At 36.0% G+C, this 23,175-nt stretch carries 20 protein-coding genes; 5 read left to right on the top strand and 15 right to left on the bottom strand.

Annotated features, from left to right (window positions below):
- Positions 1-6: 6 nt before the first annotated feature.
- Together FHR29_RS25580 and FHR29_RS25575 are read left to right on the top strand one after the other, a co-directional pair.
- Positions 7-3,084, top strand: coding sequence for an efflux RND transporter permease subunit (locus FHR29_RS25580; RefSeq protein ID WP_183918223.1), 3,078 nt, complete (start codon positions 7-9; stop codon positions 3,082-3,084).
- Between the two features lies 1 nt (position 3,085).
- Positions 3,086-4,390 carry a TolC family protein gene (locus FHR29_RS25575; RefSeq protein WP_206368580.1) on the top strand — a complete coding sequence of 435 codons (1,305 nt, stop codon included), beginning with the start codon at positions 3,086-3,088 and terminating at the stop codon, positions 4,388-4,390.
- A gap of 37 nt (positions 4,391-4,427) precedes the next feature.
- On the opposite strand, the gene FHR29_RS25570 is transcribed toward FHR29_RS25575, so the two are convergent.
- The 4 genes from FHR29_RS25570 to FHR29_RS25555 form a co-directional block, all read right to left on the bottom strand.
- Entirely contained in the window at positions 4,428-4,817 is a 390-nt protein-coding gene (locus tag FHR29_RS25570; protein WP_021190742.1) for an SRPBCC domain-containing protein, read from the bottom strand.
- Between the two features lie 223 nt (positions 4,818-5,040).
- A complete protein-coding gene (coaBC, locus tag FHR29_RS25565) occupies positions 5,041-6,252 on the bottom strand; it encodes a bifunctional phosphopantothenoylcysteine decarboxylase/phosphopantothenate--cysteine ligase CoaBC (protein WP_132844414.1) in 1,212 nt (403 codons plus the stop codon).
- Positions 6,253-6,272: 20 nt separating this feature from the next.
- Positions 6,273-6,602, bottom strand: coding sequence for a DNA-directed RNA polymerase subunit omega (locus FHR29_RS25560; protein WP_132770029.1), 330 nt, complete (start codon positions 6,600-6,602; stop codon positions 6,273-6,275).
- A complete protein-coding gene (locus FHR29_RS25555; RefSeq protein ID WP_132770027.1) occupies positions 6,586-7,527 on the bottom strand; it encodes an outer membrane protein assembly factor BamD in 942 nt (313 codons plus the stop codon). Before FHR29_RS25555 ends, FHR29_RS25560 begins: the two co-directional genes overlap by 17 nt.
- A 229-nt stretch (positions 7,528-7,756) precedes the next feature.
- On the opposite strand from FHR29_RS25555, the gene FHR29_RS25550 reads away from it, so the two are divergent.
- Together FHR29_RS25550 and FHR29_RS25545 are read left to right on the top strand one after the other, a co-directional pair.
- Entirely contained in the window at positions 7,757-8,038 is a 282-nt protein-coding gene (locus FHR29_RS25550) for a NifU family protein (RefSeq protein ID WP_021190738.1), read from the top strand.
- Between the two features lie 62 nt (positions 8,039-8,100).
- Complete coding sequence (locus tag FHR29_RS25545; RefSeq protein ID WP_183918221.1) at positions 8,101-8,733, top strand: hypothetical protein; 633 nt, start codon at positions 8,101-8,103, stop codon at positions 8,731-8,733.
- 7 nt (positions 8,734-8,740) lie between these two features.
- Here FHR29_RS25545 and FHR29_RS25540 read toward each other — a convergent pair whose 3' ends face one another.
- The 11 genes from FHR29_RS25540 to polA form a co-directional block, all read right to left on the bottom strand.
- Positions 8,741-9,970: an FtsX-like permease family protein gene (locus tag FHR29_RS25540; RefSeq protein WP_183918219.1), complete on the bottom strand. Its 1,230-nt coding sequence runs from the start codon at positions 9,968-9,970 to the stop codon at positions 8,741-8,743.
- 5 nt (positions 9,971-9,975) lie between these two features.
- Positions 9,976-10,617, bottom strand: coding sequence for an MBL fold metallo-hydrolase (locus FHR29_RS25535; RefSeq protein WP_132844408.1), 642 nt, complete (start codon positions 10,615-10,617; stop codon positions 9,976-9,978).
- 82 nt (positions 10,618-10,699) lie between these two features.
- Positions 10,700-11,443, bottom strand: coding sequence for a shikimate dehydrogenase (locus FHR29_RS25530; protein WP_183918217.1), 744 nt, complete (start codon positions 11,441-11,443; stop codon positions 10,700-10,702).
- Positions 11,444-12,850, bottom strand: coding sequence for a tetratricopeptide repeat protein (locus FHR29_RS25525; protein WP_132844442.1), 1,407 nt, complete (start codon positions 12,848-12,850; stop codon positions 11,444-11,446).
- Between the two features lie 178 nt (positions 12,851-13,028).
- Positions 13,029-14,408: an OmpA family protein gene (locus tag FHR29_RS25520; protein WP_132844404.1), complete on the bottom strand. Its 1,380-nt coding sequence runs from the start codon at positions 14,406-14,408 to the stop codon at positions 13,029-13,031.
- A gap of 248 nt (positions 14,409-14,656) precedes the next feature.
- Positions 14,657-15,667 (bottom strand): inorganic phosphate transporter, encoded by a 1,011-nt coding sequence (locus tag FHR29_RS25515; protein WP_132770020.1) that lies wholly within the window; start codon positions 15,665-15,667, stop codon positions 14,657-14,659.
- Between the two features lie 32 nt (positions 15,668-15,699).
- Entirely contained in the window at positions 15,700-16,347 is a 648-nt protein-coding gene (locus tag FHR29_RS25510; RefSeq protein WP_021190730.1) for a DUF47 domain-containing protein, read from the bottom strand.
- An 89-nt stretch (positions 16,348-16,436) separates the two neighbouring features.
- Positions 16,437-17,471 carry a cell wall metabolism sensor histidine kinase WalK gene (locus tag FHR29_RS25505; protein ID WP_132844402.1) on the bottom strand — a complete coding sequence of 345 codons (1,035 nt, stop codon included), beginning with the start codon at positions 17,469-17,471 and terminating at the stop codon, positions 16,437-16,439.
- Positions 17,472-17,540: 69 nt separating this feature from the next.
- Positions 17,541-18,194 (bottom strand): phosphatidylserine decarboxylase family protein, encoded by a 654-nt coding sequence (locus FHR29_RS25500; RefSeq protein WP_132844400.1) that lies wholly within the window; start codon positions 18,192-18,194, stop codon positions 17,541-17,543.
- A gap of 35 nt (positions 18,195-18,229) precedes the next feature.
- Entirely contained in the window at positions 18,230-19,333 is a 1,104-nt protein-coding gene (locus FHR29_RS25495) for a toxin-antitoxin system YwqK family antitoxin (RefSeq protein ID WP_183918215.1), read from the bottom strand.
- Positions 19,334-19,355: 22 nt separating this feature from the next.
- Positions 19,356-22,142, bottom strand: a complete 2,787-nt coding sequence (gene polA / locus FHR29_RS25490; protein WP_183918213.1) for a DNA polymerase I — start codon at positions 22,140-22,142, stop codon at positions 19,356-19,358.
- 109 nt (positions 22,143-22,251) lie between these two features.
- On the opposite strand from polA, the gene rsgA reads away from it, so the two are divergent.
- A complete protein-coding gene (gene rsgA, locus FHR29_RS25485) occupies positions 22,252-23,172 on the top strand; it encodes a ribosome small subunit-dependent GTPase A (RefSeq protein ID WP_132844394.1) in 921 nt (306 codons plus the stop codon).
- Positions 23,173-23,175: the final 3 nt, after the last annotated feature.

Genomic DNA, 23,175 nt, shown 5'->3' with positions numbered 1-23,175 from the left:
TGTTATATGAGTTTATCTACAACAAGTATTAAACGCCCAGTATTAACTATTGTACTGAATTTGATGTTGATCTTATTTGGTATCATTGGTTATTCCTACTTGGGTGTACGAGAATTCCCTTCTATTGACCCGGCTCAAATATCGGTTAGGACAAGTTACGCTGGTGCTAACGCCGATATTATCGAGTCTCAGATTACGGAACCTTTGGAAAAGGCTATTAATTCCATCGATGGGATCCGAAATATTTCCTCATCGAGTAATCAAGGTACTAGTAATATAACGGTGGAATTTAATCTGGGTAAAAACCTAGAGGAAGCGGCAAATGATGTGCGCGATAAGGTGTCACAGGCTGTTCGAAGTCTACCTCAGGATATTGATGCAGCACCTGTGGTATCAAAAGCTGATGCAGACTCTGAACCTATTATTACCATGACAGTGCAAAGTTCTGAAAAGAATATTTTGGAATTGTCTGATTATGCTGAAAATACGATTTCACAGCGTCTTCAAACAATTCCAGGGGTTAGTTCGGTACAAATCTGGGGGCAGAAGAAATATGCTATGCGACTTTGGCTAGATCCAGTCAAATTGAATTCTTATGGTGTTACTGTTCTGGATGTGCGATCTGCTTTAAACCTACAGAATGTTGAATTACCTTCTGGTAAATTAACGGGTTCTAACACGGAGCTGACAGTAAAGACTATCGGTAACTTGGCTTCGGAAGAAGAGTTTAATAATATTATTATTAAATCGACAGGAAATAGTATTATCCGTCTGAGTGATGTTGGGAAAGCTGCGCTAGAGGCTGAAAATTTCGAAACTAAAATGTCTGACTCAGGATTACCCATGTTGAGTATGGCTGTGATCCCACAGCCCGGCACGAATTATCTGGAAATTGCAAAAAGTTTCTACAAGGAATTTGATCAGTTGAAAAAGGACCTTCCTGATGATATTGTCATGAAAATAGCACTTGATAATACGCTTTTTGTTAAGCGTGCTGTTCTAGAAGTCGCGGAAACATTATTGATTTCTGTTGTACTGGTGGTCCTCATCATTTTCTTATTCTTTCGGGATTGGTCGATTGCATTTCGACCTTTAATTGATATACCTGTTTCATTAATTGCTACATTTTTTGTGATGTATCTCTGTGGGTTCTCGATTAATGTGTTAACGTTATTAGCGATCGTTCTTGCCACAGGACTTGTTGTTGATGATGGTATCGTCGTCACAGAAAATATATTTAAGAAAGTGGAAGAAGGTATGTCCCCTATTCAGGCGGCTATTAAAGGTTCTAATGAGATTTTCTTTGCTGTTATATCGATTTCTATTACACTTGCCGCTGTATTCTTACCAGTCGTGTTTTTAGAGGGATTCGTAGGTCGGCTTTTTAGGGAGTTCGGAATCGTTATTGGAGCTGCTGTACTTATCTCAGCATTTGTCTCCTTAACATTGACTCCGATGTTGAATGCTTATTTAATTAAGGGCGGAGAACAGAAGAAAACTAAGTTTTATGATCGGACAGAACCTTATTTTGTGGCGCTAACAGATGGATATGCAAGCTCTCTGATAAAATTTCTGAAAAAGAAATGGATCAGTTATCCAATTGTTTTAGCTTGTTTTGGTCTTATTTATCTTTTCTTTAGCTTATTACCAAAGGAAACGGCACCCTATGACGATAGAAGCTATCTGACAGTGCGAGTCACTGCTCCTGAGGGTGTATCTTATGATTATATGGATCGTTTTATGACTGAATTAACAACTCTTGTCAATGATTCAGTTCCTGAAAAAGATGTCAGTCTGGTGATTACTTCTCCAGGATTTGGGTCAGCCGCGGCTAATAGTGGTATGATTCGTCTTGGTCTTGTACAGCAGGAGGACCGAGAGCGTACGCAGGCGGAAATAGCACGTGATTTGTCCCGTTTAACGCGATCTTCTTCTGAAGCTAAGGTTTCAGTTATGGAACAACCGACTATCTCTGTGAATAGACGAGGGGGGCTACCTGTTCAATATATTATACAGGCTCCTAATTTTCAGAAGTTGGAAGAGAAAATACCTGAATTTATGGACGCGGTGAATGATGATCCAACTTTTTCAATCTCTGATGTTAATTTGAAATTCAATAAACCTGAGCTTTATGTCAATATTGACCGTGAAAAGGCCCTAAGTTTAGGTGTTTCTATATTAGATGTTGCTCAAACATTACAAATGTCTCTTTCTGGACAGCGATTTGGGTATTTTATGATGAATGGGCGTCAATACCAAGTTATTGGTCAGTTTGATAAAAAAGATACGAGTACGCCACTCGACCTTGCCTCGATCTTTGTTAAGAACAAGGATGGACAATTGATTCAGCTGGATAATATTGTAAAGATTGAGGAACGGAGCAGCCCTCCTCAGCTCTATCATAATAATCGCTACATGTCTGCTACTGTTTCTGCTGGTTTAGCCCCAGGAAAGAGTTTAGGAGAAGGAATAGAAGCAATGGACCGGATTAAAGCCAAGGTACTGGATGAGACTTTTACGACAGATTTAGGTGGTGAGTCGAGAGATTTTAAAGAGAGTGGATCCAATACAATGTTTGCCTTTGGTTTGGCTTTACTTTTAATTTATTTGATTTTAGCAGCGCAATTCGAAAGTTTTATTGACCCTTTCGTCATTATTATTACAGTACCACTAGCCGTTGCAGGAGCATTATTTTCACTTTGGTTATTTGGTCAGTCTTGGAATATATTTAGTCAGATTGGAACTATTATGTTGATTGGGCTGGTAACAAAAAATGGTATTTTGATAGTAGAATTTGCCAATCAGCTAAGAGAAGAGGGAAAATCTAAATATGATGCAATTGTTGAGGCTTCTGCAGGGCGATTACGCCCGATTTTAATGACGTCTCTAGCAATCGCACTTGGAGCCTTGCCGATTGCCTTGTCATTGGGAGCAGCCTCTACAAGTCGTATAGGAATGGGCGTTGTTATCGTAGGAGGAACTATGTTTTCACTCGTATTGACTTTATTTGTGATTCCTGCAATCTATTTAATGTGGTCTAGAATAAAGAAACACAATCCTGAACTGACGAATATTGAAGATTAATATGAATAAGATTTTTTATCTACTAGCCTTGCTTTTTATTCCTGTAGGCAGTGCTTTCTCACAAAATGTGCTTACTGCTCACGATGCAGTTGCTATAGCTATGGAAAATAACTTTGATGTATTGCTGACAAAGAAGGATGTGATCATCGCTAAGGAAAATGCAACATATGGGAATGCTGGAATCTTACCAAATCTTACTGCAAATTTTAGCCAGAGCAACAGTAATCAGAATTCCAAGCAAACACAAAGTACAGGTGAGGTGAGAGAGTTGGAAAACGCAAAAAATAACAGCATGAATTATGGTGTTAGTTTAGGCTGGACCATTTTTGATGGCTTTGGTATGTTTGCGCGGTACGAGAAATTGAATCAACTGAAAGCAAGGGGTGACCTCGAGTTGAAATCGATCATTTTAACAACTGTTGGCGATGTGCTGAATATGTATTATACAATTGTTCTGGAAGAGAATCTTTTGCACACCATAGATTCTTCAATAGTTATTTCCACTGATCGTTTAAAAACGGCAGAAAATCGTTTTCAAATTGGAAAAGCTTCTAAATTGGAAGTTCTCAATGTACAGGTGAACTTAAATGCGGACCAATCCTTGCGATTAAAAAAATTGGAAACTATTGCCAATTTGAAAACGGAGTTAAATAGATTGATGGCTCGGGATTTAACGATAGATTTTGAGGTTCAATATGAGTTTCAATTCAATGAGAATTTGGAAATTAATGCTTTATTAGAACAGGCTACTAATCAAAACATCGAGCTTCAATTAATCAAATTGGATAAACGTTTGGCCGAGCTGGAGCAAAAGGATGTCCGCTCGAAACGCTTACCTGTTGTTCGACTTAATTCTGGCTATAACTTTTCGTCATCAGAATCTAGTTTGGGATTTGTTTCTCAATCTAATGCAAGAGGTTTGACTTATGGTGTAACGGCATCGATGAATATTTTTGACGGTTTTAATCAACGGAGGAGTGAGCGAGTGGCTAAACAAATGGTGGAAAAAGCCTCGATTCAAATTGAGAGATCCAAAGAACTCATTAATGCCACTATTTTGAAAGCATATCAAAGCTATGTGACAAATATCAGCTTAGCTAAACTGGAAGAGCGAAATGAAAAAATCGCAAAGCAAAATTTAAATATAACTTTAGACAAGTATAAGATAGGTACGATAAGTGCAGTTGAATTTAGAGATGCTCAAGAAAACTATGTAAATGCTATGAGCAGGCTTAAAGAGGCTAGCTATCAGGCTAAGCTGTCTGAGATAGGTTTAAAAGAATTAGTCGGTAACTTGGACCTCTAACTCTTTTATAAATAAGCTAAGAGCCTTAAAAGGGCTCTTAACGTCCATCTTCTGTATAGAAGTCTAATAAAGAGCTCATGTATGGATCATCCCATCCATCAACAATATCATCATAAGCTTCATCAGGTATATTGACGTGGTTTATCTCGACTGAAGTTCCTTTTTTGTGTTCATGTAGTTTGATGGTAACAATGGAATCAGCCTCTTCTTCTCCAAAATACCATTGCTGAACAATCGTTTTATTGGGAACCAAATCGATAAATTTTCCTGTGATAGCACCATCCCACATCGAGAACTCACCACCGATAACAGGATCGATTTCTACTAAATCACCTGTCCAAAGACGTATGGTAATGTCCGTCGTCAGTGCTAGGTATATTTCTTCTGGCTCTGCAGGTATTATATAATATTTTTTGAAATCTTTCATAGCACAAAAATACGTTAATTATGAAAGAGTGCCTTCATCTATTTTAATCTTTTCTTGAATGAAAAAGGCTCTTGGAAAATATTTAGAAAACTGTTATTTGTTTTATGATGGGGTGATCTAACAGGGAACAGCTTGGTAAGAGATCGTGCAATATCTGATCAGTTTTAATTATGATGGAATAGTATCTTGTTCAGCTTTTGAGGAGAAGCTATAGTTAATAGTACTATTTTTGAGTTAAAATAGGGTGTTGTACGATCAGTTGACAAATATCTTTTGCAACATCTTCTTTTGATTTTAATGTAAATTCTTGAATATGCTGAAAACGGTCAATTACAGTTACTTTATTGGTATCTGTTGCAAAACCTGCTCCTTTATCCTGCATTGAATTTAAGACAATGAAATCCAGGTTTTTACGCATTAATTTATCTTTTGCATGCTCAACTTCGTTATTTGTTTCTAAAGCAAAGCCGATTAAGAGCTGTTTTTCTGTTTTCTTAGTTCCGATAGATGCTAGAATATCTGTCGTTTTCTTGAGTGCAATGGAGAATTGATCTTCTTTCTTTTTTATTTTCTGCGAAGCAACTTCGATCGGAGTATAATCCGCAACAGCAGCACTCATAACAATAATGTCTGATTGTGAAAAATGTTGTACGACAGCTTCAAGCATTTCATGTGCAGAAGTAACTTGAATACGATCTACGTTTTGCGGGGCATCTAAAGCGGTAGGTCCACTGATTAAGGTTACCTTAGCACCAAGAGCTACAAGCTGTTTTGCTAAAGCATAGCCCATTTTTCCACTAGAATGATTCCCAATAAATCGTACAGGGTCTATCGCTTCATATGTAGGTCCAGCAGTGACTAATGCATTCCTTCCGCTTAAAGGGAGTTGAGGAGAAAAGCTTTGCGTAATAAAATCTAAAATTTCTTCAGGTTCTGCAAGTCTTCCTTCTCCAATTAAGCCGCTAGCTAGTTCTCCATTACCGGGATGAATTATTCTGTTTCCATAGGATTGGACTAAGCGGATATTGTTTTGAGTCGAGGGATGTTTCCACATGTCTAGATCCATCGCAGGAGCTATAAACACAGGACATTTTGCAGATAGGTAGACCGCAGTTAACAAGCTATCACAGATTCCATTTGCGAGTTTTCCAATAGTATTGGCAGTTGCTGGTGCAACCAGTATCAGATCAGCTTGTAATCCGATATGGACATGATTATTCCATTCCCCTGTTTTAGGATCGAAATAATCGATTAAAACGGGGTTATTTGAAAGGGTTGACAACGTGAGTGGCGTAATAAATTCAGCCGCTTCTTTTGTCATAATGATCTGAACATTCGCTTTTTCTTTAACTAGCAGTCTAGTCAAATGTGCAATTTTGTATGCGGCAATACTACCGCATACAGCAATCACAATATTTTTTTTAGCTAAGCTCATATCAACTGAGATAAAGCAAATTATTCTTGCTCTTTAGCGGGATTTCTGAAATAAACCTTATCGTGTAAGAATTCATCAATCGCAATAAGTGTAGCTTTTGGCATACGCTCATAGTGTTTTGAGATTTCAATTTGCTCACGGTTTTCGAATACCTCTTCTAAGTTATCATTGTTAGTAGCAAATTCTGCAAGTTTGCTATTCAACTCCTCTTTGATGTCAACAGAAATTTGATTAGCACGTTTGCTGATCACTACGATTGACTCATAAATATTGTCGGTAACGGTGTCTAATTGTCTTAAATCACGAGTTACAGTTGAAGTTGCTACAGTGCTGTTATTTTTTTGACTCATTTTTTTGGGTATTATCTTTATTATCTTTATTTTCTTTAGCGGCTATTGCTGCTTTTCTTTCTTTTTCTTGTTCGGCTATGGCTTTATTAACAGTTGCCATGTAGGTCGCCGCAGTTTTCATTTTTTTCTCGGCGCTATCACGAAGAGATTCAACTTCCTTCATATATTTGCTATTCGGGAATGACATTGCAAATGAGCGATAATAGTCAATAACTTCAGAAAAGCGATCTGCTTGCTTGACAGGACTACTCTGAGTTGCAAGTTTATACTGAGACTTTACCGTAAGGTACTCAATTTCTTCTGCATACTTGGTATCAGGATAGGCTTTCAATACATTTTGCAATGCAATCACAGCAGCTCTATAGTCATCGTTTAAACCCATGTCATAGAGCAACCTAGCATTTGAAAATGCTTTAAGCTCTAATTTATCACGCAGCTTTTGAATTAATTCACCAGCTTCTTTTGCCCTTTCAGATTCAGGATACAAATTGACAAATAACTGTAGTGCATCGATTGCTTTCCTTGTATTCTCTTGGTCAAGACTTGACTTTGGAGAATCTAGATAATAACAATATGCAGACATAAAACGACATTCTTCGGCTCTAGGACTATTGGGATAAACATCTGCGAAATCTTTAAAATGATAACGTGCAGAGGTGTAATCCTTTAGTCTGTAGCTTGCAAAAGCTGTGAAATAATATAAATTTTCTGCTTCGGCCTGTCCTCTAAATTTAGTTCTTAAATCTTCGAACAATATTAAAGCCTTGCTATATTTTTTGTTTTCGTATAGTTTTACCGCTTCTTCGTACTTCTGAGCGATATTATTGCTTGCTCGCAACTTCTCAAACTTACTCTTACAGCTACTGAACGATACCAATAACAAAATTCCGGCACATAAAGCCGCTATACGCCTATTTAAAAACATTTTACAAAGATAAGTGAATTTGTAATACTAATCAATTAAATTTTTATGTTGCAATATAGTGCAATATTGGAAGCTATACAATGAATTTAATCATATTAACTTTTTTTAACCATAAATTCTAGAATGTTTATACTATTGTCATTTGCTTGTTTAAAAACAGTATCAATCGGATAGTCTTCTTATCATTTTAGTAAATTTTGATTATATTTACATTCAAATTGTTTTTAGTATGACATTAAAAGAAAGAGTTGAACAAGCATTGGATACAATTAGACCGTATTTGGAAACTGATGGTGGTGATGTTAGTGTGGAAGAAATCACTGCAGATAATGTTGTTCGTTTGAAATTATTAGGAGCATGTGCTTCATGCTCTATGAGTATTATGACTTTTAAGGCTGGTCTTGAACAAGCTATTAGAAAGGCTGTACCTGAAATTACTGCTGTGGAAGCGATTAATATTACGGACATGAATGACCCTAATGCTAGTTTGCCGACACCTAAGGCATTATAATTGACCGCTTTAATTAACACAATTTAACAGCAGTGTAACTGTTAATGTCTTAGATTTGTGCTATGAAATTCAACTACCACTTTATTTTTGTTCTATTTTTCATTCTCTCGGGGTATGCTTCATATTCCCAAGAGCGCAAAATCTTGCAGTTTAGTGGTATTGTAGAAACGATTAGCTCTGGTCTTCCTGTGGGCTATACAACTATAACGAATGAAAGCTTTCGCAATGAAGCCTATATGGCCAATAACGAGGGCTTTTTCTCTTTTGTAGCGCATGTCGGAGACACGCTCCGTTTTACATCTGTCGGTTATGAAACCTTAAGGTATGTTATTCCAAATATTGAGGGTGATCGTTTGTCCACTGCGATCGTTATGAAAAATCTGATTACGGAGTTACCGATGGTGACACCTTATCCTTGGGCAAGTATTGAGGAATTTAACATTGCATTTATGAATCTGGAGGTTGATTCAGACAATATTATTCGTGCGAAGCGAAATTTGTCGAAGGAATCTTTAGATGCTTTGGCAGCTAGAGTACCTCGAACTGCCGATGAGATGCATAATTATAATGTAAATGATAATCATCGCAGTATGAATAATAAAGTTATTAATCAGCGGTATGCGAATCCTCTATTAAACCCTTTTGCTTGGGGCAGCTTAATTCAACAAATTTCCAAAGGGAAAAAAGGGAAGTAACTATCCTTTATTCTGTCGCTTCTGCTTTATTTAATTCCAGTACACTTATTTTCGAAGTAAAATAGGCAATTAATCCGGCTATACTTGTTATGGTAAAGAAGACGATGACAAAGTCTGTCCAACGGATTGCAATGGGGTAGCTGTCAATTAACATATTAGCTCCCTCTTCCACTTTTATGATACCATAGTTTATTTGTAAATAACAAAAGATGTAACCAATTAGCAAGCCCGTTACACAACCCACTAAGGATATCATTAGTCCTTCATAGAAAAATATTCTTTGTATTAAGGAGCTGTTAGCACCGAGATTCTTTAAGATGTTCATATCTTCTTTTTTATCTAGTACGAGCATGGTTAAGGATCCTACAATATTGAAAAGGGCAATTATACTGATCAATGTCAAAATAAAAAATACGGCCCATCTTTCAACGCGAACATTTTTATAAAGAGTCGGATTTTGTTCTTCTCTGTTTTTTACAATATATTTTTCTCCAAGATCCGTCTGTAGTTTCTTTTTGAAATGTTGAAGATTTGCTTTGTCTTTTACATAAAATTCAATTGCTGAAACGCGATCATATTCTCCAAGCACTTCTTGTGCAAATGAAATTGGGGTGATAATTAAATTGTCAAAATCTTGTTGACTTTTTAATATTCCTTTTGGCTGTATAGATCTGATATTAAATTCATCGGCAGGATTTGCTGCATTTTTAGCGCCCTTTCTAGGTGAATATACATCAATATTACGGAGGCCACTGTGAATAGATACGCCCAAGTTTGCTTGAACACCTGCTCCAATAACCGCAGATGGAATACTGTCAGTTTGCAAGGTATAACTTCCACTTATTAATAAACTATCTTTGCTTTTATGGTCTATTGAATTTGCCTGAATACCTTTAATAGTACCAATATACTGGCGGTTATCATATTCCAATAGTACCTTTTCCTGCAGTACTTCGGTGTAATCGATTATATTGGAATCTTTCTTTAACGCAAGGATAGGAGGTTGATTAGCATCAAACAGCTTTCCTTGGGCAGGTTCTATCTTTATTTCTGGCACAAACTGGCTGTACATGGAAATTATCAGGTTTTCCATACCATTAAAAGAAGAAAGTAAGATAATGAGTGCTGCACTGCTTACCATAACGCCAACGATGCTAATACCTGAAATAATGTTGATCGCATTAACAGATTTTTTTGAAAATAAGTATCTTTTAGCAAAAAGGTATGGTAAGTTCATTGTGATTAGCCTCTAATAAATGGATTGGTCGCTTTTTCAAAACCGATAGTCGTAGTAGGTCCATGCCCAGGATAAATAGTAACTTCATCGGGAAGTATATATATTTTTTCCTTGATATTCTTTAATAACAAATCATGGTTACCTCCTGGAAGATCTGTTCTACCAATGCTGTTTTTAAATAAAACATCGCCGCCAATCAGAAATTTTTGCGGCTCACTATAAAAGCATAAATGAGCAGGGGAATGACCAGGAGCAAATATAATTTTCAATTCATGATCACCAATCTTTATCACATTTTCTTCAGTAAGAAATGTTTCTCCAATCGGGGAGATATCATACCTGAAACCCATTTGTGGAGCATAGTTCTGTACCTCGATCAATACCGGAAGTTCTCCCTCATGAAACTGGGGATAAAGACCATAAGTGTCAAATATAAATCTATTACCTAGCACATGGTCAATGTGACAATGTGTATTTAATAAGATCTTTGGATTTAAACTATTTTGCTCAATGAAGTCTGTCAACGTTCTTTCATCAGCAGGTCCATACATGCCGGGATCAATGATGACACAGTTTTTTTGTTCATCATAAATGACGTACGTATTTTCTTGGTAAGGGTTAAAGGTAAAAGTCTTGATCTGCAACATAATTTGTAAAAATAAAGTTTTATTTCGAATGTAAGGTATTCAACTGATCTTCTATAAGGCCACTGTGAATGAATAATTGTAATTACAATTCATTCCAAATTTCCCAATTTTTTTCTGCCTGAAGCTCAAGCATTTCCAGTCCATTCTTAATTTTTGCACCATTGTTTTTCCCTTTTTTAAGAAATGCGGTTTCTGCTGGATTATAAACAAGATCGTATAATAAATGTTTATTGCCAATATATTCATAGGGAATATTGGGTGCATCTTCAATATTAGGGAAAGTTCCAACAGGCGAACAGTTAATAATAATATAATGTTCATTGAGGATGTCGGCATCAAGTTCGCTGTAGATCAGATTATTTTCACTTTTATTCCGGCTAACAAATTTATAAGTAATTCCAAGTTCATTTAATGCATACTCCACAGCTTTCGCCGCACCCCCATTGCCTAGAATCAATGCTTTTGTATGTTGCTCTTCCAGCAGTGGTTTCAGCGATTCTTTAAAGCCGTAAACATCCGTATTGAAGCCTTTTAAGTAAGGTCCTGACGGCATATGTTTAATCTGAATACAGTTGACCGCTTGAATAGCTTGGGCCTCAGGAGATAGCTCCTGAAGATAAGGTAGCACATTGATCTTATGTGGTATTGTTACATTAACACCATAAAAGTTTTGATCGTTAAAAATCCGTTCAAATTCCCGAATGTCTTCTATACTATATAAATCATAGTTAATATCTGTAATAATTTCTTTATCAAATTTATCCAGATAGTATTTTTTAGAAAATGAATGTCCTAATGGAAAACCGATGAGTCCTAATTTCTTCATTTATTTAGGAGTATATTTTTTTATGATTTCTGAAATAATATGATTTCCTTGCAATTGCGGAAGGTAATCAAAAAGAATATAATGTTTTTCAGGGTCGGTTGCCAATCCTAATTCAAGAAACACAATAGCATCATTATACTTGCCATTAGCAAATAAATAGGCTACCATTCTAAAATATAATTCGGCAGCTTCTGGATTATTCGTAATAGCCTCCGATACAATTTCTATTGCTTCATCTACTTTATCTTGTTCAAAGAAGATAGAAGAATAATCTAACCAGGCATCAACATCTAGTGGATTTAATGTGACAACCTTAGCATATGCTTCTTGTGCAAGATCAATCTGTTTTAATTTATAGCGCGCATCCGCGATTGCAAACCAGTAATCTGGATTAGCATCGTCAAGTTCAAGTGCTTTTTTATAAAAATGGAGTGATTCAAAGTGTCTTTCTTCAAAGTCTAGTGTAACGCCTATCCCAAACCAGGCATCTGCTAAATCACCGTCCATTTTAACTGCTTTTTTATAGAAGACTCGAGCTTCTTCCATTTGCTCTAATTTTTCTAGGCATTCCCCTATAGCACAATAGGTGTCGGCGCTAGGTTTTTCATATTCAAAAGTTTGTTTATAAACCTCTAGAGCCTCCTGGTAGCGATCAAGGTTTACTAAAGCATTTCCTTTATTGAAGTATGCTGAAGAAAAATTTTCTTTAATTAAAATAGCATAATCGTAAGCATCAATAGCTTCCGGATATTGCGTAAGCTTGTGATAAGCGTTACCTAAATTATACCAGGCATAATAAGAGTAAGGCTCAGAATCGATGTATTTTTTATAAAACTCTACGCTCTCCTCTTGTTTGTCCAATATGTCATAGCAGTAAGCAAGTTCATAAAGTGCTTCTTGATTTTCCATATTGAGTTCTAGCGTTTTCTTTAAATAGTAAATCGCTTTTTCAAAATCACCTTCACCCTGATAAACTACGCTAATGTGGAAATAGATTTCATCTTTATTGTCAGAAAGGCTCAATGCTTGGAATAATTGTTCCTTGGCTTCGTTAAATTGCCCTCTAGAGCCATAGACTCCGCCTCTGATAAAAAAAATATCACCTTCAGAGGGTTCTAACAATTCCGCTTTTGCCAGTGCATGCAATGCTTTATCAAATTGCTGTGTTGAAGAATAGAGTTGTGCCTGTTTGAGTAAAAATGTAATATCAAAAGGATGCTGATTAATTGCATAATCGGCAACCTGCAATGCTTTTATAGGATCATTTTTTTCAATATAATAGTCTATAATCCCTTCAAATGCTTTGGAATCAAAGAAATATTGGTCTTCGTTCCTAATCATTTCTTCGTACCGATCCACCGAGATTTTTCTTTCCTCAGGGGATTCAAAATCAAATTCCTCTTCCATCATCCTTGTTTAATCTATCAATAAACCCAACTTAGTTGAAAATAGTGATTTTTAATAACTATGTCTAATTAATTTACTAACAAAATTAATTTCACTTTACAAAGATACGGATTAAAGTATGCAAAATAAAAAAGCCGATTCTTGCGAATCGGCTTTCTAAATTATATGTTAGCTATAATTATTTTTTGATCTCAACACGACGGTTTTGAACACGACCTTCTTCAGTTGCATTAGATGCTACTGGATTAGCCTCACCGTAACCGTTAGCTGTGATTTTAGAAGAAGCAACACCAGCGTTAACTAAGTATTGTTTTACTGCGTTAGCACGGTCTTTAGATAAAGAAACGTTGTAAGCTTCAGAACCTTCAGCAGATGCGTAACCATCTAAAGTAACAGATGAGTTGTTATCACGTACTTCTTTAGCAACTTTGTCTAATGTAGCGTAAGATTGAGTTTTCAATACAGAGCTATCAAATTCAAATTGAATAGGAGCAACGTAACCGTTTGATGAAGTGAATTCATTTGCAACTGGCTCAGGGAATTTGATTTGACGACCAGATCCATCAACTACTGCACCTGCAGGAGAGTTAGGCTCTTTATCGAATTTATCAGAAACACCGTCACCGTCAGAATCAGTATTTAAAGCATTAACTGTACCTTCTAAAGTAGATACGCGTTGTTTTAAAGCTTCAACTTCGTTACGTAATGAAGGATCTTTCAACTCATCATACATTGTAGCAACTGGGTTAGCAAAAGTCAAGTTTTGTTTGTCTCTTGAACCTAAAGTGAATTCTAAACCACCGTATACGTTAGAGAAACGTTGTTTGCTAGTTCCTTGTCTGCTTGGTCCGTATAATAAAGCCTCATCAGTGAAGTTCATTGTGTAACCTAAGTTTAAAGCAACAACTTCAGATAATTTGAATTTAGCACCAACTCCAACTGGAACGTACATACCTAAACGGTAATCTCTATCACCTTTGTATTCTCTATCGCCAAATACAGCCTCACCAACTTTACCTTTGTTGTCATAAACAACAGTTCCAGTGAAGTCATTGTTAGCATATTGAACAGGGTTATAAGCCATAACACCTAAACCAACTTTAGCGTAAAAGTTTACTGAATTTTCTCTTCTCAAGAAATCGATAGTACCTAATTGGAATACACCATTTAAGCTAGCAGCCCAGTTAACTTCAGTTTCAGCAGATTTAGCACCACCTTTGTTCTCTACAGCAGGTCCTGACTCAGCATGGTTAAAAGTTTTGATTTTACCACGGTTACCTTCAACTTCTAAACCAAATAAGTGAGAAAATTGTTTACGAACTGTTAATCCGTAGTACTCACCTACTTTATTTTGGAAGTAACCAACTTTCTGACCGAAAGCATTGTTACCACCGATCAAAGCGTTAGGTGTAGTGATACCACCTTGAACACCGATTGACCAAGTTCTGTATTGTGATCTTCCACCAAATACAGTTTGAGCTTGTGCTACATCAGCGAAGCCTAAAGCGGCAACTAAGGAAGCAGCAACAGCTGTTTTTTTAATTGTAGAATAGTTCATACTCTTGTTTTAAGGTTATTATTAAATTTTAATTGTTCTTGTTTTGTATGCAATTGTTTAAAGTGCAATCACGGTTTGAAATAATCAAACACCGTGCCGAAATTAAAAAAGGATCAATTGTTTTAATTCTTACTATAATAAAAACTCATTTTTCCCGCTTTTATTGCAAAGCAGTAAAACAAAAATCCGGACGAATGTACCAAATTTTTGTTTTACTTTATATTTTTTTGAGAAAATACTTTAAATTATTACAATATGTAGTGTATAATAAACAATGTGATCGCGCCAAGCAATGCAGAGACAGGAATAGTTAATACCCAGGCCCATAATAAACTAATGGTAACCCCCCATCTTACTGCCGAAACTCTTTTAACAATACCTACCCCGATAATTGAACCGGTGATGGTATGCGTAGTAGAAGCTGGAATACCGAAGTGTTCAGTAAGTCCTAAAGTCAAGGCACCTGCAGTTTCTGCTGCTACACCTTCCAGAGGAGTCACTTTCGTAATTTTAGTACCCATTGTTTTTACAATTTTCCAACCACCACTCATTGTTCCCAATGAAATTGCTAGATAACATGTTAATGGAATCCACTCAGGCATATGCTCTGTGTTTGGTAAATAACCTCCTGCAACCATAGCTACTAAGATAATACCCATTACTTTTTGTGCATCATTACCACCATGAGCAAAACTTAATGCTGCAGAAGAAACAAGTTGTAATACTTTAAACCATTTCTCTGCCACTGCAGGTCGTGAGTTTTTGGCAATGTTAATAATGACAAGGGTGATGATAATGGATATGATCATCCCAATAATGGGGGCGAGGACAATAAATGCAATGATTTTTAATGTTGCATCAATATTAATCGCATGGATTGGATCTCCACCTACAATGAAAGCATAAGCCATACCTGAACCTGCAAATCCACCAATAAGTGTGTGAGAAGAGCTAGATGGTACACCATAGTACCAAGTGAAAAGGTTCCAACCTATTGCGGCTAGTAAACCAGCAAAAATAACTTCTAATGTAATATATTCTTCTAATACAGTTTTTGCAACCGTATTGGCCACTTTATGGTCGGTAAAGTAAAAGTAAGCTGCGAAGTTGAAAATCGCGGCCCACAATACTGCCATAAAGGGGGTTAGTACTTTTGTTGAAACAACTGTAGCAATTGAGTTGGCCGCATCATGAAAACCATTAATGTAGTCAAAAGCAATCGCTAGTATAATTACAACAATTAATAATGTTGACATCATAATATGAATGTGTTAATATGCTAAATTCGCAATTATGCGTTTTTAACCAAGATGCTTTCTAATACGTTTGCTACGTCTTCACATTTGTCTGTAGCGTCTTCCATTGCAGATAATACTTCTTTGTGTTTAATTAAAGTAATCGCATCTTTTTCGAATTCGAATAAGTCAGCTACCGCTTTGTCAAATATATAATCAGCTTTATTTTCAACACTGTTGATACGAACACAAGAATCTGTGATGTTACGAATATTTTTTAAATCTTTTAATTCAAAAATTGCTTTTGCAACATGGTCAGTAGCCTCAACGATCAGATCCGCCATTTCTATCATGGGCTCAGTTGCTTTTTGAACCTTGTATAGATCCATTTTATTAGAAGCACCATTAATGAAATCAGCAACGTCGTCTAGTGAGCTTGCTAATGCGTGGATATCCTCACGGTCAAAAGGAGTGATAAAATTTTTACCTAATTCTAAGTGTATTTGGTGTGTGATGTTGTCACCTTTATGTTCTAAATCTTCGATTTTGCGAACGATTTCTTTACGTTTTTCCGCGTCACTAGCGTTAACGGCTTCTTTAAGTAGCTTAGACATTTCTATCAAATTACTACCTGCTTGTTCAAATAAAGGGAAAAACTTTTTATCCTTAGGAACGAAATACTGAAAAATGCTATTTAAAGACATATCATTATTAATTATTTTTTGCGAAATTACTAAGTTAATGTTAAGTTAATGTTAAGTTTTGAGGAATGTTAAGTTGCGTTTTGTTAACATTAGATCTGCGAAACTTTTTCTAAAGTAAACCCAAATGTTGTACCTATACCTTCTGTACTTCTTACATTTACATTTTGCTGATGGGCTTCAATAATGTGTTTAACAATGGATAAACCAAGGCCAGAGCCACCTATTCCCCTAGATCTACTTTTATCGATTCTATAAAATCGTTCGAAAACACGGCTTAGATTTTTCTCTTCAATTCCATAGCCATCATCTGTTATCTCCACCAAAACTTGTTCAAATAGCGGGAATATCCTGATTTGGCTTTTGCCCCCGTTCTTACCATATTTAATGGAATTCTCAATTAAATTGACAAGTACTTGACTAATCTTATGCTTGTCGGCTTTCACCCAGTAGGGAGTACCAGGTTTAGTTTTTAGTTGAATCTCTATATTATGTGCTTTTGCTTTGTCATCCAGAGATTCTTTTGTCTCTTTAATAAGTTCTACGATATCAAATTTTTCGATATTTAAAACCATTTTACCAGATTCAAGTTTTGAGATTTCGTCTAAATCTTGAATGAGGTAATTCAAACGATCTACATTTTTAGATGCTTTGTTTAGAAATGTCTTAGCCATCTCGATATCCTCTTCCATCAGCCCATCCTGTAATGTTTCTATATATCCTTGTATGGAGAATAAGGGAGTTTTAAACTCGTGTGACACATTTGACAAAAATTCTCTTCGAAACTTCTCCTGTGATCTAAGTTGTTCTATTTCTATTTTCTTTGCTTTTGCCCATGCCTTGACCTCATTTTCAGCATCTCCTATAGGATCTGCTGTAACATGTTCACCCAATGCGTCCTTTAGATCCTTACCTAATTTTAGGTTATGAATCAGTTTGTACATGGTATTGATCCTTTTATAAATATAGCGTTCAAATACAAAGTTGAACATGAGAAAACTGATCAGCGTAGAAACGGCGAAAATAATGAGGAATGATTTCCAGTCCGAGTGATAGTAAAAACTAACAGCAGAAATAGCTAATCCTACGGCTAATGAACAATTTAAAACAAGCTGTCTAAAATTCATGTATGTAATAAAAAAGGCTTTAGTAAAAATACCAAAGCCTAAGTTAGTGATTCCTTTATTAATAAATTGTTATAATTTTCCTATGATTGTTTTACCTCCCACTACTTTATCGCCAATATTGACATCGATCTGTGTTCCCAAAGGAAGGAATAAATCTACGCGAGATCCGAATTTAATAAAGCCAAATTCCGAACCTTGCGTTACATGATCATTTTCTTTTACATACCAAACAATACGACGGGCAAGTGCTCCTGCGATTTGTCTAAAAAGAACTTCTACGCCATTAGCGTTTTTAACAACTACAGTTGTTCTTTCATTGTCTGTTGAAGATTTTGGATGCCAAGCGACTAAAAACTTTCCTGGATGGTATTTGAAATAGCTGACCATGCCAGAAATCGGGTTACGATTCACGTGTACATTTATAGGTGACATGAAGATGGAAACCTGTAATCTTCTGTCATGAAAATATTCGTTCTCTTCTGTTTCCTCAATCACAACAACTTTCCCATCTGCAGGACATAAGATCGTTCCTTCCTGTACAACGATTTGTTTTGTTGGACTACGGAAAAATTGAACAATCGTAATAAAAAGAAATGCTGAAAGGATGTAAATAATCCATTTAATAACTTCAGGAGCATCATAATAGTCCGCGATTGCGTTAGCAATAAATATCACTAAAACAGTAATTGCCAGACTTGTATATCCTTCTTTGTGAAATTTCATGTCTATAAGTTTTTTGCAAATATAATCAAATAGTCCTATTGTCCTTTTTCTCGATGAATTATTATCGGCAGGACTGCAATTTTTCCTTCCGAATTTTTATACATTTTACCTGTCACTGTAAGTATATCTTCAATTGGTTTACCATTTTCTAATGAAGGATAATAGAAGCTGATATCTGAAATTAACTGTTCTAGTATGATATTAAGATTTTTAAAGGATGCCATTTTTATAAAATCTACTTTTAAAGGGTTCCCTTCTTTATCTAATTTAATTTTGTATTCAAAATTATCTTCAGTAAAGTTTTCTGCATTGATTCGGATCAATGAATTTGTTAGTGCTTTACTAATGAACATATTGAAATTGGAGAAATCGTCAAAGTTACATGCTTTGAATGTAAGAAGTTCTCCTCTAGCAAAGACATCATAAGGAATAATTCCAAATTTACTGTGTCGATATGAATTATCTAAAAAGTAATCATTTCCGACCAGTAGATTGCCGTTTTGATATTTTTCCAATGCAATTAATGTCTGCTTACCTCCTTTGTCATGACCTAAAATTTGCCAATTTCCTTCTTGTTTACCATCTTTAATTTTTCCTTTTCCAAGATAATATTCGAAACCATATTGATTGTAGCCTTCAAATGGTATTGAAAAGGAGTAGTTTCCTTCCCCATTTTTTACTTTCTGTGTTCCATCTGGAAGCCAAAAATCCTGAATCAAGATAACGCTATCTGTATACAAAAGTTTCAGCGCCACTTTATCACTTGGGTAACGATGTATAACGTCACCCATCGGTATATCATTCTTAAATGTCGCCTCCCATTTCAATATCCCATTTGGATGATATGCTTTAAAAATACCTTCTTTACTTCCGTTAATATAGGATCCCTCTAGAATTAAACGACCATTGTTATTAAAGTCTTTAAATGCACCGTCAAATTTTTGCGTCTTCGGATTTAATGTAGCAACACGTTCTATGGATTTAAACTCACAAGATTTGTCAGCTAAATAATAATTCTTATCAAAATAGAATCGGAACATATTGCTATCTAATTTTTCGTAATAGATAGCTTTATCTTGTCCAAAGGCAAAATTTAGCAACAAAATCAAGGATGATAATATGAACAGAAATTTTTTCATAATTCTTGTTTACAAAATGTTATTAATGCGCTTCCAGCCAGTTTTTACCTTGTCCAATCTCTACTACCAGTGGAATTTCTGTCTTAATCGCGGTCGTCATTTTTGTTTGAATGATTTCTTTGAAAATTTCTACCTCATTTTCTGGGACATCAAATACAAGCTCATCATGTACCTGCATAATCATCTTACCGGATAATCCCTGCTCGGCAATCTCTTTCTGGATTCCAAGCATGGCTATTTTAATTAAATCTGCTGCCGATCCCTGAATAGGAGCATTAATGGCATTTCGTTCAGCAAAGCCCCTAACAGTCATATTGGCAGAGTTGATATCTCTTAAATAACGTCTTCTTTTGAGGATTGTTTCGACATATCCATTTTCTTTTGCAAAGTCTAAAACTTCGCTCATGTATTTTTTTATACCGGCATATTGACTAAAGTACTGATCAATAATTTCTGCCGCTTCTTTACGGGGAATAGCAAGACTTTGGGATAGTCCAAATGCAGATTGACCATAGATAATACCAAAATTTACTGCTTTTGCATTTCTACGTTGATCTGATGTTACCTCCTCTAGATCTAAACCATAAACTCTGGCTGCTGTGGCGCGGTGAATGTCATGACCGGAAGTAAATGCTTCCATCATATTTGGATCTTTACTCAACTCTGCAATGAGACGCAGTTCAATTTGAGAATAATCGGCAGAAAGTATAACATTATTTTCATGACGCGAAATAAATGCTTTTCTAACCTCACGGCCTCTTTCTGTGCGAATCGGTATATTTTGCAAGTTGGGGTTCGTTGAACTTAAACGGCCGGTCGCAGCGACAGCTTGATTGTATGAAGTATGAATTAAACCGGTGTCGGGGTTGATCAAACCAGGGAGTGCATCTACATAGGTCGATTTTAGTTTTTGTAACTGCCTGAAACTTAATATATCTTGTACGATATCTGATTTATAAGCTAAAGCCAATAAAACGTCTTCGCCTGTTTTATATTGACCTGTTTTGGTCTTTTTCGCTTTTGGATCTAATTTTAATTTATCAAAAAGTACTTCTCCAAGTTGTTTTGGTGAAGCGATATTGAAATTCACACCTGCTTTTTCATAGATAGTCTCCTCCAATTGTCGAATATCTATTTCAAGATTTTGTGAGAACTGTTGTAATGCATCGGTATCGATCCGAACACCGTTACGTTCTATTTCTGATAAAACATATACTAATGGAAATTCGACCTCATTTGCTAAATTTAGCGTATTTGTTTCCTCCAGTAGTGGTTTGAAAATTTCTTTGAGCTGTAAGGTGATATCCGCATCTTCAGCAGCGTATTCCTTGATGATCTCAAGCTCAACATCGCGCATATTGCCTTGTTTTTTTCCTTTACTTCCAATTAGTTCGGTAATAGAAAGGGGCTTGTAATTAAGATAATTTTCGGCAAGTACATCCATACCGTGTCTGGTGTCCGGATCGATTAAATAGTGAGCAAGCATCGTATCGAAAATAGGACCTTTTACTCCTACCTGATATCTCGCTAGTAGCAAGATGTCGTATTTGATGTTTTGACCTATTTTCTCTATTTGTTCATTTTCTAAAACAGGTTTAAAAATATTGATCACATCCTGCGCTTGGTCACGATCTGCAGGGGTTGGCACATAATATGCCTTTCCTTTTTCAAAAGCAAAAGAAAGACCTACAATAGCAGCTAAATTAGCATCTAAACCTGTTGATTCAGTATCAAAACAGAAGCTAGAAAGTGTTGCGAGTTGTTCTGCTAGTGCTTCTTGCTCCTCTTTGGTATTCACTAAAATATAATCATGTGGAGTGTTCTCAAGGCTATTGACTGGCCCTGAGTACGGTACTTCTTCTTCTATATCGGCCTGTTGTGGTAATGAAAATAAATCCATTTGACCATTTGTATTTTTTGAACTGTCGGTAACACTATTATTCTCTCCAAAAACACGTTTACCAATTGTTCTAAACTCTAGTTCGTTGAATAAGGGTTCTAGTATTTCCTTATTAGGTTCTTCTATTAATAAATTTTCTTCTTCAAGTTCCACCGGAACATCCAGTAGGATAGTGGCTAATTTTTTTGAAATCAAACCTTGTTCAGCATAGTTTTCAACGTTTTCACGTTGTTTGCCTTTCAATTTATCTGCATTTGCAATGATATTTTCCATTGAGCCAAATTCTTGGATCAATTTTTTAGCAGTTTTTTCACCGATACCAGGTATTCCTGGTATATTGTCAACAGCATCACCCCAAAGACCTAATATATCGATCACCTGATTGACGTCAGCTATTTCCCATTTTTCAAGAATTTCTTTTACCCCCTGTATTTCAGCACCATTACCCATACGGGCAGGTTTGTAAATAAAGATATTTTCAGACACAAGCTGTCCAAAATCTTTATCTGGCGTCATACAGTAAACTGTGAAGCCTTTTTTTTCTGCTTTTTTTGCAAGTGTTCCGATGATATCATCGGCCTCGTAACCGTCCTTCGTAATAATAGGAATATTAAAACCGGTGATTAATTTGAAGATATAGGGGATTGATGCTGAAAGATCTTCTGGCATCTTTTCGCGGTGTGCCTTGTACGATTCAAATTCGATATGACGTGCTGTGGGTGCCTCAGTATCAAAGACTACTGCTAAATGAGATGGTTTCTGATTTTTTAATATTTCTAACAAAGTGTTAGTAAATCCCATTATCGCACCGGTATTTAAACCATTAGAGGTAATACGAGGTGTTTTGTTTAATGCAAAATAGGCTCTGTAAATCAGGGCCATTCCATCTAGAAGAAATAGTTTTTTCACGAATGCTAATTTTAAGGTAACTCTTACAAAGATAATAAAAACGATAAACCTTAAGTTTAATAAATTTTTACGATTTTTGTAAGATGATATATGCACAAAAGGAACTTATATGAGAGGATTAGTAACCAAATCTACGGGTAGTTGGTATCAGGTGCTGGGTGAGGATGGACAACGTTATGACTGTCGTATAAAAGGGAAATTTCGTACCAAAGGTATTAAAAGTACTAACCCTGTTGCTGTTGGAGATTGGGTGCATTTTGAAGTGGAACCGGATCTTGAAAGTGCTGTTATCAATGAATTGGAACCAAGACGTAACTATATTATCCGTAAATCTGTCAACCTTTCGAAGCAAACACAGATTATTGGTGCGAATCTGGATCAAGCCTTTTTAGTTGTAACATTGGCTTCTCCTCCTACTTCTCTTGGTTTTATCGATCGTTTCTTAGTTACTACAGAAGCATATGGTATTCCTGCTGTTTTGATTTTCAATAAGTTGGATTTGTTCAGTGATGAGGGACTAGCTATTTTACAGGACTATAAGAGTATCTATGAGCGTATCGGTTATCCATGCTACGAAGTTTCAGCGCTGAACGGCGTGAATATAGATCAATTAAAGGAATTGCTTAAAGATAAAACCACTTTAATTTCTGGACATTCGGGAGTAGGAAAATCTACATTACTGAATTCAATTGTTCCAGAGTACGCCGTTAAGACAGGTGATATTTCAGACTGGTCTGATAAAGGAAAGCATACCACAACTTTTGCAGAGATGTATGACCTTCCTTTTGGTGGAAAATTAATCGATACTCCTGGGATACGTGAGTTAGGAATTGTCGATATCGAAAAGCAGGAATTATCACATTTCTTTCCAGAAATGCGAGCGCTAATGAACCAATGTCGATTTGACAATTGTAGACATGTGAATGAACCTGGTTGTGTTGTTATAGAAGCTGTAGAAGAGGGAGAAATCGAATCCTCTCGTTATGATAGTTATTTAAGTATCTACCATAACGAGAACAATCGGATGTAAATG

Source organism: Sphingobacterium sp. JUb56, assembly GCF_014191365.1.
Classification (GTDB): domain Bacteria; phylum Bacteroidota; class Bacteroidia; order Sphingobacteriales; family Sphingobacteriaceae; genus Sphingobacterium; species Sphingobacterium anhuiense.
Note: the sequence above shows the minus strand (reverse complement) of the source record. Positions and strands in the feature narration are given on the sequence as shown.

Excerpts from the sequence above, each read along its gene's own strand:
- FHR29_RS25580 (WP_183918223.1), top strand. The coding sequence starts at position 7 with ATGAGTTTATCTACAACAAGTATTAAACGCCCAGTATTAACTATTGTA.
- FHR29_RS25575 (WP_206368580.1), top strand. The coding sequence starts at position 3,086 with ATGAATAAGATTTTTTATCTACTAGCCTTGCTTTTTATTCCTGTAGGC.
- FHR29_RS25570 (WP_021190742.1), bottom strand. The coding sequence starts at position 4,817 with ATGAAAGATTTCAAAAAATATTATATAATACCTGCAGAGCCAGAAGAA.
- coaBC (WP_132844414.1), bottom strand. The coding sequence starts at position 6,252 with ATGAGCTTAGCTAAAAAAAATATTGTGATTGCTGTATGCGGTAGTATT.
- FHR29_RS25560 (WP_132770029.1), bottom strand. The coding sequence starts at position 6,602 with ATGAGTCAAAAAAATAACAGCACTGTAGCAACTTCAACTGTAACTCGT.
- FHR29_RS25555 (WP_132770027.1), bottom strand. The coding sequence starts at position 7,527 with ATGTTTTTAAATAGGCGTATAGCGGCTTTATGTGCCGGAATTTTGTTA.
- FHR29_RS25550 (WP_021190738.1), top strand. The coding sequence starts at position 7,757 with ATGACATTAAAAGAAAGAGTTGAACAAGCATTGGATACAATTAGACCG.
- FHR29_RS25545 (WP_183918221.1), top strand. The coding sequence starts at position 8,101 with ATGAAATTCAACTACCACTTTATTTTTGTTCTATTTTTCATTCTCTCG.
- FHR29_RS25540 (WP_183918219.1), bottom strand. The coding sequence starts at position 9,970 with ATGAACTTACCATACCTTTTTGCTAAAAGATACTTATTTTCAAAAAAA.
- FHR29_RS25535 (WP_132844408.1), bottom strand. The coding sequence starts at position 10,617 with ATGTTGCAGATCAAGACTTTTACCTTTAACCCTTACCAAGAAAATACG.
- FHR29_RS25530 (WP_183918217.1), bottom strand. The coding sequence starts at position 11,443 with ATGAAGAAATTAGGACTCATCGGTTTTCCATTAGGACATTCATTTTCT.
- FHR29_RS25525 (WP_132844442.1), bottom strand. The coding sequence starts at position 12,850 with ATGGAAGAGGAATTTGATTTTGAATCCCCTGAGGAAAGAAAAATCTCG.
- FHR29_RS25520 (WP_132844404.1), bottom strand. The coding sequence starts at position 14,408 with ATGAACTATTCTACAATTAAAAAAACAGCTGTTGCTGCTTCCTTAGTT.
- FHR29_RS25515 (WP_132770020.1), bottom strand. The coding sequence starts at position 15,667 with ATGATGTCAACATTATTAATTGTTGTAATTATACTAGCGATTGCTTTT.
- FHR29_RS25510 (WP_021190730.1), bottom strand. The coding sequence starts at position 16,347 with ATGTCTTTAAATAGCATTTTTCAGTATTTCGTTCCTAAGGATAAAAAG.
- FHR29_RS25505 (WP_132844402.1), bottom strand. The coding sequence starts at position 17,471 with ATGAATTTTAGACAGCTTGTTTTAAATTGTTCATTAGCCGTAGGATTA.
- FHR29_RS25500 (WP_132844400.1), bottom strand. The coding sequence starts at position 18,194 with ATGAAATTTCACAAAGAAGGATATACAAGTCTGGCAATTACTGTTTTA.
- FHR29_RS25495 (WP_183918215.1), bottom strand. The coding sequence starts at position 19,333 with ATGAAAAAATTTCTGTTCATATTATCATCCTTGATTTTGTTGCTAAAT.
- rsgA (WP_132844394.1), top strand. The coding sequence starts at position 22,252 with ATGAGAGGATTAGTAACCAAATCTACGGGTAGTTGGTATCAGGTGCTG.